The sequence below is a fragment of the Streptomyces sp. NPDC096311 genome, assembly GCF_044763085.1.
GTDB lineage: Bacteria > Actinomycetota > Actinomycetes > Streptomycetales > Streptomycetaceae > Streptomyces.
Genome location: NZ_JBIWFN010000003.1, coordinates 268837 through 281859, shown reverse-complemented (window position 1 = coordinate 281859; position 13023 = coordinate 268837). Strand labels below are relative to the sequence as shown.

The following is a 13023-nucleotide window of genomic DNA, read 5'->3' as shown; positions in this document are numbered from 1 at the left end:
CCCGGGGTGACCCGGATGGCAGATTGTGCCACAGGGGCATAACCTGCCGTCCGTGACCGGTACCGACCGCGCGGCCGCCGCTCCCGGGCTCTCGCTCACGGAGCGACGCAAGGCCGCCACCCGGATGGAGATCGCGCGGGCCGCGGCCGGGCTCTTCATGAGGCACGGTCTGCGCGCCACCCGAGCCGAGGACATCGCCCGCGCCGCCGGTGTCGCGCCTCGCACCTTCTACCGCTACTTCGCCGGCAAGGAAGAGTGCCTCGCCCCGCTCTTCTCCGCGGGCGTCGAGAAGTGGGCCGAGGCCGTACGTGACGCCCCGGCCGACCTGTCCGTGCCTCAGGCTCTGCGCCACGCCGTCGTCCAGACCCTCACCCCGGGCGTCGGGGTGCGACCGGAGTCCATGGACTGGGTCCGCGCTCTGCTCCGGTTGGCCGAGGGGAGCCCGGCGCTGCTGAGGGTGTGGGGCGAGGCGTGTCAGGGGGCGGAGCGGACGCTGGCGCGGGTATTGGAGGCGAGGGCTTCCGTGGCGGGCGGCGGGGCGGAGTTCCGGCTCGGTGCCGCCGTGGCCGGTGCGGCGGTTCGTGTGGCGGTGGAGGCCTGGGCCGCCGGTGACGAGCCGGCCGACGGTCCGGCAGGACCGGTCGCGCTCGCCGTACGTCATCTGGAAGCGCTGCGTGACTTCCCCTGGGGCACCGCGTGACTTCCCCTGGGCACCGTGTGAGCGCGCCGCGGACCGGTGCGGCCCGTGCCGGGTGAGCCCCGCATGGACCGGTGCGGCCCGCGCCGGGTGAGCCCCGCATGGACCGGTGCGGCCCGCGCGGGGCTCACCCGGCCCTGACGCCGCCCCCTTCCCGGCGACCGCCCTCCGACCCGCCCTCCGAGGCACCCCCCGACCCGTCTTCCGAGCCGCCCGCCGCCCGAGTCAGGCGCCCGCCCCACTCCCGTACGCACTCCACCAGTTCCGCCGGCCGCCGTACCGTGAACTCGCAGTCGACCATCGCGAGCCGTACCGCCAGCCACTCCACGGAGTCCCCGGCGGAGGAACGCAGCAGGCAGTTGCGCTCGTCGATCGGCTCGGGCGCGCCGAACCACTTGGGCAGGCGGGCCGCGACGAACGCGGCGGGCGCGGCGAAGGCGACCTCGAAGTCGTACGTCTCCTGGCGCCCGTACATCGACTGCCGCAGGTACTCGGCCGCGTTCCCCGTCGGCAGTTCGCGTGGCGTGAAACGGACGCCGGTCGCGAAGGGCTCGGCGATCCGGTCGACGCGGAAGGTGCGCCAGTCGTCGCGGTCGAGGTCGTAGGCGACGAGGTACCAGCGACGGCCGGTGGAGACGAGGCGGTAGGGCTCGGCCAGGCGTCGTGAGGGGGTGTCGTCACCCGAGCGGTAGGCGAACCGCAGCCGCTCCCGCCCGGTCACCGACGCGGCGATCACGGTCAGCGTCTCGGGCGCGATGCTCGCCCCGTCCCCGCTGGTCAGCGGAGTGGTCGCGGCCTGGAGCGTGGACACACGGTGGCGCAGCCGGGACGGCAGCACCTGCTCCAGTTTGGCGAGGGCCCGTACGGAGGCCTCGTCGACGCCCTCGACCGCGTGCCCGGCGCCGGCCCGAAGCCCCACCGCGATCGCCACCGCCTCCTCGTCGTCGAGCACGAGCGGCGGCATCGCCTTGCCCGCCACCAGCCGGTACCCGCCGTCGGCCCCCTTCGTCGCCTGCACCGGATAACCCAGCTCCCGGAGCCGGTCGATGTCGCGGCGGACGGTACGCCGGGACACGCCCAGCCGCTCGGACAGCTCGCCCCCGGGCCATTCGCGGGGCGTCTGGAGCAGGGAGAGCAGCTGGAGGAGCCGGGCCGGTGTGTCCGTCGTCATGTTTCCAGAGTGCCGCACATCTAGGACATGATCTGACCTAATGGGGGCCTACCTTCAAGCCATGACCTCCACCGAGACCACTTCCAGCAGTCCGGCCGAGCCGCCGAAGGGCCCGGCAGCCGCGGCCGACCGACGGCGCTGGTTCGCGCTCGCCATCGTGATGACCGCGGCCTTCATGGACCTGGTCGACGTCACGATCGTCAACATCGCGATTCCCTCGATCCAGCGGGACGAGGGCGCGTCCTTCAGCCAGATCCAGTGGATCACCGCCGGCTACGCGCTCGCCTTCGCCGCCGGGCTCATCACCGGTGGACGGCTCGGCGACATCCACGGCCGCAAGCGGCTCTTCCTGGTCGGCATAGGCGGCTTCACGATCGCCTCCGCTCTGTGCGGCTTCGCCGCGAACCCGGAGATGCTCGTCGCCTCGCGCATCCTGCAGGGCGGGATGGCCGCGCTGATGGTGCCGCAGGTGCTGTCGATCGTGCACGCGACCTTCCCCGCGCACGAGCGGGGCAAGGTCTTCGGCCTCTTCGGAGCGATCGTCGGCCTGGGCGCCGTGTCCGGCCCGCTGCTCGGCGCGCTGCTCACCGAGTGGAACCTCTTCGGTCTCGAGTGGCGGCCGATCTTCCTCATCAACCTGCCGGTGGGCATCGCCGCGCTGATCCTGGGACGACGCTTCATCAGCGAGTCCAAGGCCCCGAAGGCCCTCAAGCTCGACCTCGTCGGCGTGGCCCTCGTGACGCTGGGCCTGCTGATGCTGCTCTACCCGCTGACGCGCGGGCGTGAGCTGGGCTGGCCGCTGTGGGGGTACCTGTCGATGGGCGGCGCCCTCCTCGTCTTCGCGGCGCTGGTGGCCTACGAGCGGCGGAAGGCGGCGCGGGACGGTTCGCCGCTGGTCGAGCTGTCGCTGTTCAAGGTGAAGAGCTTCGCCGCGGGCATCGCCGTCCAGACCGTCTTCGGGGTCGGCCTCGGTATCTTCTTCCTGGTCTGGACGCTGTACATGCAGGTCGGCCTGGGCTGGAGCCCGCTGCGGGCGGGGCTGACCGGGGTCCCGTTCTCGATCGCGGTCTCGGCCGCGGCGGGCATGTCGGTGCAGCTGCTCGTCCCGCGCTTCGGGCGCAAGGTGCTTCAGGCCGGCGCGCTGATCATGGCGGCCGGGGTGCTGCTCTACATCTGGGAGTCCGAGCGGTACGGCCTGTCCATCGCCTCCTGGCAGATGGCGCTTCCGCTGGTCGTCATGGGCGCAGGCATGGGCTTCATCGTGGCCCCGCTGACCGACGCGGTGCTGTCGGAGGTCCCGCGCGAGCACTCCGGTTCGGCGTCCGGCCTCATCAACACCGTGCAGCAGATGGGCAACGCGCTCGGACTCGGCCTGGTGTCCGTGGTCTTCTTCGGCCAGATCGGCGACCGCCTGACCGCCGCCCAGGTGGGCCCGGCCTTCGTCAACGGCTTCCAGCACGCGCTGGGCTGGGTCGTGGCGGTGATGGTCGCGATCTTCCTGCTGATGTTCGCGCTGCCGAAGCGGCCGGCGCAGCATGTCGAGGGGGCGGAGGACACCGCGGTCGGCGGACAGGAGAGCGCGAACCCGGCGGCCGACGCCCCGGTGTCCGGCAGTGAGCCGGCGTTGACGGGCTGAGGTTCTGGTGCCGATGCCCTCGCGCTGACTGTGGTGCTGACGTCCTGGTTCTGTGCCCGTCCTCCGCCTCCGGAGGGCGGGCACACGGCGCTGGTGCAGCGGTTCAGCGTGGTTCAGCGTTTCCTGAGAGCGCACGTTTCCTGAGAGCACACGTTGATATACGGTGACGTAATGTCATCGAGGGAACACGTCACCCCCCGTGAAGCGGTGGTCTCCGGGGCGCCGCAATCCTGGCTTCCCACGTTGTCGGCACTGTCGCTCGAGGAGGTCGCGGCCCTTGATGACGCCGTTCTACGGCCGTCGGTCGAGCGCCTGAGGCTTCGGGTCGGTCGCCCCCTCTCCACCATCGCGGGCAGCGACGGCAGTTAGGGCCCCGTCGCGATCTGCCACGGAGTGCCCCAGTCACGGCCCTGTGAACAAGGAATCGTCGTGCCGATGCGCCGTCACCACCTTTCCGAACCCGTCCTGGACGCGCTGAACTCCGTCACCGAGGACGAGGAAGCTGTCGGTTTCCTGCTCGACGCGGAGTCGAGCCGACGCCTGTTGCTGTTGCGTGCGATCCGCGACGCGGCAGCGGATGACACGGCAGCGGACGCCGAGGACGTACGTCGGGCCTGGCAGCTGCTCGAAGCCGCCGAGCGGGCGGATCCGGCGGGCTTCCGTACGGTGCTCCTCGACCCGCAGGTCGGTGTGTGGTCGGCGAGCCTGCTGCGCAGACTGTCCCGCCCGGATCCGGCGGTGACCGCGGGAGAGCCTCCGCTGCGCGTGGAACTGGGATTCCTCGGACAGCTGGCGGTGGCCGTGTTCATCGGCGCCGGCGTCGACTTCCGCGCGCGCGTGCCGGTGCGGGACGGCCGGGTGTTCCTGCCGGGCCTCGGCCGGGCGACCGTCGGCGGTGATCCCTGGGGCACCGCCGAGGTGTGGGGGCACGACGGTGCGGTCCGGGTCGCCGCGGGCGACGTGATCGTGACGTTGCCGGACGCTAGGGAGAACGACGTCCCGGGGTGGGAGGGGCAGCGGCGGCTGCGTGCGGAGCACGCGGGCATGCGCCTGACCATCACCCTCGACGACCTGGGACCCTACGCACCGGTGCCGGCGCTGGCGGCGCCGGGGCGGCTCTCCTCCGCGCAGTTCGCCTCCTGGCAGAACTGGTTCGCACGCACGTGGCCGGTGCTGGTGAACGATCACGTGGTCAGCGCCCGGGCCCTGACCACGGGGTTGCGCTCCGTCGTTCCGCTGCCGCGGGGCGAGCGGCTGCGTGCGCGGGCGGCTTCGTCGAGCGACGCGTTCGGGTGCCTGTTGCTCTCCGAGCCGGACGAGGACGAGGACGTCCTCCCGGCTCAGCTCGGCGTCGCCCTCGTACATGAGTTCCGGCACACCCTGCTCAACGGCCTCATCTTTCTCACGCCCCTGTTCGAGGAGTGTGACGAGCTGTTCTACGCGCCCTGGCGGGACGATCCGCGCCCTCTCGGCGGGCTGGTGCATGGGGCTTATGCCTTCTCCGGGGTCGCGCACTACTGGCGCACACGAGGTGCGGAGGGGCTCGCGGGCTTCGAGCACGCGCTGTGGCGCAGCGCCGTGCGCGGGGTGCTCGGGACCCTGCGCGAGCACCCCGCGCTCACTCCACTGGGGCACGCGCTGGTCGACAGCCTGGACGAACAGACCACCGGCTGGCATGCGGAGCCGGTGGGAGTACGCGAACAGCGCCTCGCGCACCTCGCGACGGTCCACCACCGTGCGACCTGGCGCGCACACCATCTTCAGGTGCCCGCGGCGCGTGCGAAGGAGCTGGCGGAGGCCTGGTCCGCGGGGCGGCCCGGGCGCGCCGTCACGCGGCACCCCGTGCCCGCGCTGCGGGCCGATCCGGGGGCTTGCCGACTGGACACGCTCGCGCTGCTGGCCCGCCTCAGCCTTGTCGCTCCCGGGGAGTTCGACACCCTGCGTGCGGCGGAGAACCCCGCGAGGAAGGTGCCGGGTGTCGTGCCCGCCGATCTGGCGCTGGTGGACGGCGACGCCACGACCGCGGTCAAGCTGTACGGCGAGGAGCTCGGCGGTCCGGGTGCCCGGCCCGCAGCCTGGGCCGGGCTCGGCCTGGCGCTGGCCGAGTGCGGCGAGCGGGCCGCCGGGAACGCCCTGATCGAACACCCCGAACTGGCCCTGGCCGTCGGCCGTGCGCTGCCCGCCCCGCCGGATCCGGTGCTCCTGGCCCACTGGCTCGCGGAGTAGCGACGTCGGCACCGGCCGGGCCGGTGGCCGGGCTCGACGATCGCGGTACGGGGTCCGTCACAGCGGCATCGGATCGATGTCGCAGTCCGCTCGGTGGTCCCGGTCGGAAGCCTGGCCGACCGCCGGGTGACCGCTGCCCAGGGTGCGCAGGAGACGGCTGTGGGTGTCGCCGTGCAGTGCCTCCGCCTCCTCGACGCGTCCCACGGCCCGCAGGTCCATCGCGAGGTTCGCGGCACAGGCCAGGGCGGAGGGGTGGTCGGCGTCGAAGACCTCCCGGGACCTGCGCACCGTTTCGGTGTCGAGGTCGAGGGCGACGGCCGGGTCACCGAGTGCGTAGTGGTCACTGGCGAGATTGGTGCGGCACACCAGCGTCGAGGGGTGGGTCGCGCCCAGCATCTCCGTGAGCCGGTCCAGCGCCATGGCGTCCATGTACTGTGCGGCCGCCGCGTCGCCCAGCAGCCGGTAGGTGATCGCGAGATTCACGGCGGCGGACACGGCGTGCGGATGGTGCCTGCCGTAGGTGTCCTCGTAGCGACGGCAGATCTCGGTGCCCAGGCGCAGCGCCTCGTCCAGGCTTCCCCGGTGCCGCAGGTGGATCGTCAGTTCGAGCGTGGCGGCCATGGATTCGGGGTTCTGATCGCCGTACCGGCGCACGAGCTCGGAGCGGATGTGCTCCGCCGTCGCACCCGCCTCCTCGTGCTCGCCGGCCTTGCGCAGGGCAACGGCGAGGAGGCGGACACAGGAGAGCGTGAACGGATTGCTGTCGCCGAGCAGTGTGGTGGCCTGCTCGGTGATCTCGCGGTGGTAGGTCAACGCCGTGTCGTAGTCGCCGAGTTCACGCAGGTCGACGATCATCCCGAGCCAGGTGCGCAAGGAGTCGATGTGATCCTGGCCGAAGGTCTGAATGCGGTTGTGCCGGGTCTGCTTGTCCAGTTCGTAGGCGCGCCTGAACTGGCCTACCAGGCGCAGGCTCACGCCCAGGTTGTGCGCGGCCCGCAGTGTCTCCGGGTCGTCCGGACCGATGAGTTGCACGTACTGCTGGTGCACGGAGTCGGAGAGTTGGAGGGCCTCGGCGAAAGCGCCGCGCACGCGGTGGTCTATGGCGACGTTGCCCAGTGCGTCGAAGGTGTCCTGGTGGTGGGGGCCCAGCGACCTGAGATAGGCCTCCAGCGTCGTCGCGTTGAGCTCGGCGGCCTCCTTGTAACGGCCCATGCTGAACTGGAGGAATCCGAGCCAGCGGGCGATCTGCAGGGTCTGGCTGTGTTCCTCGCCCAGTCGGCGGGACCAGTTCTCGTACGCGGACTGGGCGAGCTCCAGGCAGGACTCGTAGTCGCCCCAGCGAAGGAGGTACTTGACCTCGTTCACCACCAGCCTGCGCACCCAGGTCTCGTCGGACTGCACCGCGCCGGAGACCACCACGTGGGGGTAGAGCGCGCCGTACCGGTCCCAGCGCAGCGCGTTGCTGGGGTCGTTGGGGTCGCTCGCCACCAGCAGCATGTGCGCCCCGTGCCGCATGGTGGACCGGTCCGCCTCGGTCATCCGGAACTGCAGCGCCGCCTGCACCAGCCGGTGCATCTGGAGGGAGTTGGTGCGGTGGTCGAAGCGCGCCAGGGAGTAGCGGCCGATGTCGCGGATGGCCTGGCCGAGCCGGATCGGATCCTCCAGGGCGGCGTCCAGCTCGGGGGTGATGGGACTGGGCGGCATCCGCATGAACATGGTCCGCGCGATGGGTTCGGGCGCGTAGAAGGAGCACACCTGAAGCAGCTGGTACGCGGCCGGGCTCTTGGCCTCCAGCCGGTCCAGGGAGATGTTCCAGGCCGCTATCACCGGATGCTGGTTGCCGAGCGGCGCGGTGCCGCGCAGCAGGTCCACGCGCTTCTCGTCGAGCAGCCGCAGGTACTCGTCCACGGGCATGCCCGTCTCCGCGTGCCAGGCGGCGGCCTGCTCGATGGCGAGCGGCAGGTCGCCGAGTGCCTCCGCGAGCCGGTCGGCCTCGGCGTCGCTGATCTCCGGGCCGCGTATGCGCAGCAGCTGTTTGCTCTCCTCCCGCATGAAGACGTCGACCTCCAGCGGCCGGGCGACGGAGGCCCATTGGGGATTGCGCGAGGTGACGAGGATGTTGCCCGGTCCTCCGGCCGGGAAGAACTGCCGTACGGACTCCGGGCTTTCGGCGTTGTCGAAGACCAGGATCCAGTTGGCGTAGGGCACGCCGATGCGCAGCGCCTCCAGGACCGAGGCGACGGTCGAGGAGACGTCGGACCCGGTCGGCAGGCCCAGGCGCGGTGCCAGTTCCACCAGGGACAGGGAGATCTGCGCGCTGCGCTCCGCGGAGATCCACCAGACCACGTCGTACTCCGCCATACGACGGTAGAGGTACTCGACGGCCAGCAGGCTCTTGCCGACGCCGCCCATGCCGTGCAGCGTGTGGGGCAGCACGGCGGTCGCCTTCTCCCGCAGCAGCCGCTGGTGCAGCGTGTCGAGGAGTTCCTCGCGGCCCGTGAAGTTCGGATTCCTGGGCGGGATGTTTCCCCAGATCGTGGGCGCGCTCCTGGTACGTCCGTTGCCCACCGTGCTCGCCGGGGCCTGCTGCGGCATCACCGGCCTCCTCTTCCCCTGATCGGTCCGACGGTCGGCGTCGCCCGGGGGCCGGACGACGGCATCGCTGGGTGCTGTGAGTGCTGTGGATGTTTCGGGTGTGGTGGCGGTGCCGTGGTGCTGTGCGTGCTGCGGGCGGGTCCGATCGGCCGGGGCGGCCGCGAGGGCCTCGTCGACCTCCCTCGCCGGCTTCAGGAACGGCCCGGACAGGGCGTGGAGCACAGCGCTCTCCGCCATGAGCCACGGCCCGGACTCCGCGTCGACCGGCGGGAGTCGGTGCACGGCGGCCCCGCGCAGCAACCGGGGCAGTCGCCACAAGTGTTCCCCGCCGGATCCCCGGCGATCCCCGATCAACTCGACTACCCGCACCACATCGGTACGCCGTCCGGTGGCCAGCAGCTCCTCGCGGATCCCGGGGGCGAACGCGAAGGTGGTGTGCCCGCCGTCGGCCGGTCGGACCAGGCCGTGCACCAGCAGGTGCGCGACATCGGCGAGGGAGGTGCCGGGCAGGAGCGCGCCCCGCACCTCCTCGATCAGCCCGGCGTCGAGGGGTATCGCGGAGAGCATGGTGGCGAGCGTGAACACGCTCCGGGGCACGGACGACTGGAAACGCGCCACCCGAGCCGCCGGGGTGGGGTCGGGCTCCGCCGCCGCGGCGGCGGGTATGTGCGCGCGGGGGAACATCACCGTCATCGGCAGCCACGGCGGCGGGCCCCCGCCCAGCAGGCCGGACCAGGCCTCCAGCCAGCGGGGGGCGAGTTCGAGCACGGGTACGGCCACGTCGGGACGGTGGGCCGGCGGCAGGCCGTGTTGATCGGGCCCCAGGCCGCGGGGCCGCCACCGCAGCCGGTGGTTGGCCGCGCCCGGGGTGGGCGAGCGCAGCAGCACCTGCCAGCCGCGCAGCCCCGTCGTGTGCCATACCGGGTGTGGCAGCAGGTGGATCAGCGCGAGCGGTCCGGACTGGCCCCAGCGGCGCAGCAGCGGTTCCACCTCGTGGGTGCGCCAGCGGGGGCCCGCGCCGTCGGTGAGGAGCAGGGTCAGCCGGGTGCCCGCACGGTGACGCGGCAGGCTCGCGGGGTCGGCGCTGTGCCCGGACGGCAGCCTGTGCGTGGTGATCCGGCCGAAGGCCCCGCACCGACGCAGCGCCGTGGCGAACTCGTGGACCGTCCGCTGCCAGATCCCCATCGTCGGCCCCGCGTCGGCCACCACCGCCACGTCCCGGACAGCGGTGGTGTCGAGCGCGGTGCCGATGTGCCACAGGGCCTCCGCAAGCCCCGGCGGGAGCGCGGCGGGAAACGGGCCGGGCTCCGTCATGGCTCCTCCGGCGCGGTCCACTGCCAGAGGGTGTCGACGGCCTCCTGCCAGTTGCCGTCCTCCGCCACGGCCTGGAGGACACCGTCGGCGGCCAGGCGGAGTGCGTCCAGGAACCGTTCCAGCACCGGTCCCTCGGCGGCGGTGGCCCGTTCGACGAAGGCGTCCACGGCGTCCGGCGCCGGGCCGGGACGGCCGGGCTCCGCGGGGAACCGGTTCGCGGCGATGGCGCGCAGCAGGTCAGGGCCGGGCCGCTGGGTCCGCAGGGTCACACAGCGGCGTACGAGATCCGATGGCAGATCCCGCTCACCCGTGGTGGTGATGACCACCACGGGGAAGGCCCGGCAGCGCACCGTTCCGTCCGGCAGGGAGAATCCTCCGGCCGTCAGTACCGTGCACAGGTCCTCGGGCAGACTGATCTCGGCCCGGTCCAGCCGGTCGATCAGCAGCACACGGGGCCGGCGGTACGGCAGGAAGGCGGCACCCAGGGGCCCGAGCCGGATGCCACCGTCGTGCCCGCCCGCGTCATGACCCTCGTGCGGGCCCTCGTGCGGGCCGTTGTACGGGCCGTCGTACACGCCGTCGTACAGGCCCTCCCGAAGTGTGCTCAGGGAAGTGATCTGCCAGCGCAGGACCGGGCCGAGGCCGAGCTCCCGGCTGATGCGGTAGGCGAGGGACGACTTGCCGGTGCCGGGCTCGCCCGTGACGAGCAGGGGGCGGCGCAGGTGCAGCGCCACGTTCACCCGGGCCACCTCGTCCGGCGGAGCGGGCAGTGGCTGACTGATGGTGCCCAGCACCGCGGGGGCGCACGGGTCGTCGACGGGTGGCGGGGGGAGCTCGGGGCCGCCACCGAAGCTGCGCCAGGCCGGTGCCTGAGGCCACTCCTCCTCCGTCGCACCGGGCAGCCCCGTGCCTCGGTACAGTCCCCACGACTGGCTGTTCGGCGGCATGAACGGCGTCCCTCCGTACGACGACTGGGGTGGCGATGCCCGGACCGGTGGCGCCGGTCCGCACTGCTGGTCCGTGGTCATGCGGGCCGTGGTCACGGTGGCTCGGGGCGCACAGGTTTGCGGTCGGGGTCGTCCCACAGGACCGCGAGGTGGCGGCCGATGTGTGCGGCGTCCTCGTCGTCGGCGGCGTCGATCGCCGCACGGCGGCGGTAGGCAGCCACCTTGGCCGGGAACCGCGACAGGCCCTCGGTGAGGAGCCCGTCGAGAACACCCCGGAACTCCTGGGTGGAGCGGCCCGCGCGGTGCCAGATCACCACGGGCAGCCCGCTGCGCAGGGCCGCGTGCAGCTCCCGGCGGCCGTTGCCGTGTTCGGGCAGCGGCGGCTCGCTCAGCACCAGGGCCACGCAGTGCTCGTTGTCCCCGAGGCGGGCCTCCAGGCCGCGCAGATGGTTGCCGTTCTGGTGCGCGACGTTGACGTACACCGACTTCGACGGGTGTTCGTCGCGCGCCAGCTGCTGCCAGCGGGTACGCCAGAACCGGTACCAGTCCCGGTTCTGCAGCCGGTCCAGGCTGCGCACGACCACCGGGTAGTCCACCGCGAGCGGCACGTTCGGTACTTCGGTGGTGTCCCGGGGCCACCAGTCGACGGGCAGGTTGAGCAGTTCGAAGGGGAGCACGAACTCCAGCCACACATGGGCCAGCCGGTCGCCGCCGCCCCCTTCGACCGCTTTGATGACGCGGGTCACGGCGTGCTGCAGCCCGTCGGTCGGCACCCGCTGCATCGGGTCGCCGTGCTGCCAGTTCGGGCCGCCGGCGTCGGACATGAGGGAGTGCGAGACCGTGTAGCGCCCGTTCTCCAGCGGGTCCGGAGCGATGTGGATCGCCAGGTACTCCTGGCCCGGCCTGACCGCCGGCGGGGGCGCCGGAGTCCGGGCGCGGTCGAGGTCGAGCAGCTCGGCCAGGCCGCAGCTCAGGGCCCACTGCCGGTTGCGTGCGAGCAGTTCGACCGCGACGGGGTGGCCCATCGCGTCGGCAGCGCGGTCGAGGTAGACCATCCACGGTGGCAGCCCGCCCCGTGGAGCTCCCTGCCCGGCCATGTGCAGGAAGTCGTGCCAGCAGGTGTCGGCGTGCGGCGGCGGTGCGGAGACCCTGGCCTCGGTGGCCGTCCGGACCAGGGCCCTGCGCATGGCGTACGACATGGCCGGCGTGCCCAGGGTGGCACCGAGGAAATCCCAGGAGCCGGTGACCTCCGGCAGGCCGTCGAGCGAGTCCACGGCCGTCCATTCGTCGGCGAGCCGTTGTACGACGGGTCCCTGCGGGCAGCCCGGCTCCAGCATCTGCAGTTTCCGCGCGAGCGCCGACAGTCCGTCCTGGTGGCGGGTGCAGAAACGGAACAGTTCCAGCAGCTGCAGCGGCACGGTGGACTGTTCCCGCAGGTCGGCCCGGTGCCCCAGCGCCTCGCCCACCAGATCGGTCAGCAGGGCGCGCGCGTAGCGGTCGTGGAGCGCGGGGACCGTGAGCAGTGCGTCGAGGGCCTCCTCGCCGATCCGCTCCCGTATCCGTAACGCCGGGTTGTGGCGGCCCGCGCCGCCCTGTCCCGTCAACGTCGGCCCGCCGGGTCGGGGAAGCGCGGAGGTGCGGCGTGCCTGGTGGGGGCGGTGCGGGTGACGCCGACGGCGTCGAGCAGCCGGGTGCGGGCCGCGTCCTCGCCGAGGCCCGTGAGGTCGGTGCACGCGACCGTGGACAGCGGCCATGGCGGCCGGCACGGCTCCACCATGACCGGCACCAGCAACTCGGCCATGCCCTCGGGGCTCCGGCGGTGCACGGCCTGCCAGGCCTGCTGGACGGCTTCGGAGCCGACGTAGGCCGGGGACAGGAGGGCGAGGACGCGCTCGCACTGTTCCGGACCTCTCTGTTCCGGACCTCTCTGTTCCAGACCTCTCTGTTCCAGACCGCTCAGCGGTGTGCCGAGGAGGTCGAGGCGTACGCCGACGCCCGCGTTCTCCAGGTGCCAGGCGATCCAGGACGCCCATGCGAGGTCGGTGACGGCGCAGGAGAGGAACAGGTGGACCAGGTGAGCAGGGAGGTCGGTGTGCGAGGGGGCATGCGGTGGTGCGGCCCGTACGACGTGCTCCCGTACGACGTGCTCCCTTACGAGCTCACCGACGGCGTCGGCCGTCCGGCTGCGGCCCTCCAGCAGTGACACCGCGTCGGCCAGCGCGGACAGTCCGTGGTTCGCCGCGATCTCCTCGCGGACGCAGAACCGCACCAGTTCGAGCAGCTGCAGCTGCGTGGTCGTCTGTTCCCGCAGGGCCACCGGCCGCCCCAGCCGGTCGCCGATCAGCTCGGCCAGCATCGCGCGGGCGCCCCGGTCGCCCAGGACCGGGGAATCGCACAGCGCCTGGACCATGGCCTGCTGCCAGTCATGGTTTGGGCG

Annotated in this window: 8 protein-coding genes; 3 read left to right on the top strand and 5 right to left on the bottom strand. The window is 72.4% G+C overall.

Annotated elements, in window-relative coordinates; genetic code table 11:
• Positions 1 to 124 precede the first annotated feature (124 nt).
• Positions 125 to 700 carry a TetR family transcriptional regulator gene (locus tag ACIRA5_RS09525; protein ID WP_403689742.1) on the top strand — a complete coding sequence of 192 codons (576 nt, stop codon included), beginning with the start codon at positions 125 to 127 and terminating at the stop codon, positions 698 to 700.
• A 124-nt stretch (positions 701 to 824) separates the two neighbouring features.
• Here the strand turns inward: ACIRA5_RS09525 and ACIRA5_RS09520 are convergent, their stop codons facing one another.
• The gene (locus tag ACIRA5_RS09520) at positions 825 to 1868 is read right to left on the bottom strand and encodes a helix-turn-helix transcriptional regulator (RefSeq protein ID WP_403689058.1); all 1044 of its coding nucleotides are present in this window, start codon (positions 1866 to 1868) and stop codon (positions 825 to 827) included.
• Positions 1869 to 1929: 61 nt separating this feature from the next.
• Here ACIRA5_RS09520 and ACIRA5_RS09515 point away from each other — a divergent pair, with 61 nt between their 5' ends.
• Positions 1930 to 3504 (top strand): MFS transporter, encoded by a 1575-nt coding sequence (locus tag ACIRA5_RS09515; RefSeq protein ID WP_403689056.1) that lies wholly within the window; start codon positions 1930 to 1932, stop codon positions 3502 to 3504.
• Positions 3505 to 3939: 435 nt separating this feature from the next.
• Complete coding sequence (locus tag ACIRA5_RS09510; RefSeq protein WP_403689739.1) at positions 3940 to 5730, top strand: HEXXH motif domain-containing protein; 1791 nt, start codon at positions 3940 to 3942, stop codon at positions 5728 to 5730.
• A 57-nt stretch (positions 5731 to 5787) separates the two neighbouring features.
• Here the strand turns inward: ACIRA5_RS09510 and fxsT are convergent, their stop codons facing one another.
• The 4 genes from fxsT to ACIRA5_RS09490 all read right to left on the bottom strand — a co-directional run bounded on the left by fxsT (position 5788) and on the right by ACIRA5_RS09490 (position 12996).
• Positions 5788 to 9639: an FxSxx-COOH system tetratricopeptide repeat protein gene (fxsT, locus tag ACIRA5_RS09505; protein ID WP_403689055.1), complete on the bottom strand. Its 3852-nt coding sequence runs from the start codon at positions 9637 to 9639 to the stop codon at positions 5788 to 5790.
• Positions 9636 to 10586, bottom strand: a complete 951-nt coding sequence (locus ACIRA5_RS09500) for an AAA family ATPase (RefSeq protein ID WP_403689053.1) — start codon at positions 10584 to 10586, stop codon at positions 9636 to 9638. The genes fxsT and ACIRA5_RS09500 overlap by 4 nt, the downstream gene beginning before the upstream one ends.
• Positions 10587 to 10678: 92 nt before the next feature.
• Positions 10679 to 12190, bottom strand: a complete 1512-nt coding sequence (locus ACIRA5_RS09495; RefSeq protein ID WP_403689051.1) for a hypothetical protein — start codon at positions 12188 to 12190, stop codon at positions 10679 to 10681.
• Positions 12187 to 12996: a toll/interleukin-1 receptor domain-containing protein gene (locus ACIRA5_RS09490; RefSeq protein ID WP_403689049.1), complete on the bottom strand. Its 810-nt coding sequence runs from the start codon at positions 12994 to 12996 to the stop codon at positions 12187 to 12189. Before ACIRA5_RS09490 ends, ACIRA5_RS09495 begins: the two co-directional genes overlap by 4 nt.
• Between the last annotated feature and the right edge of the window lie 27 nt (positions 12997 to 13023).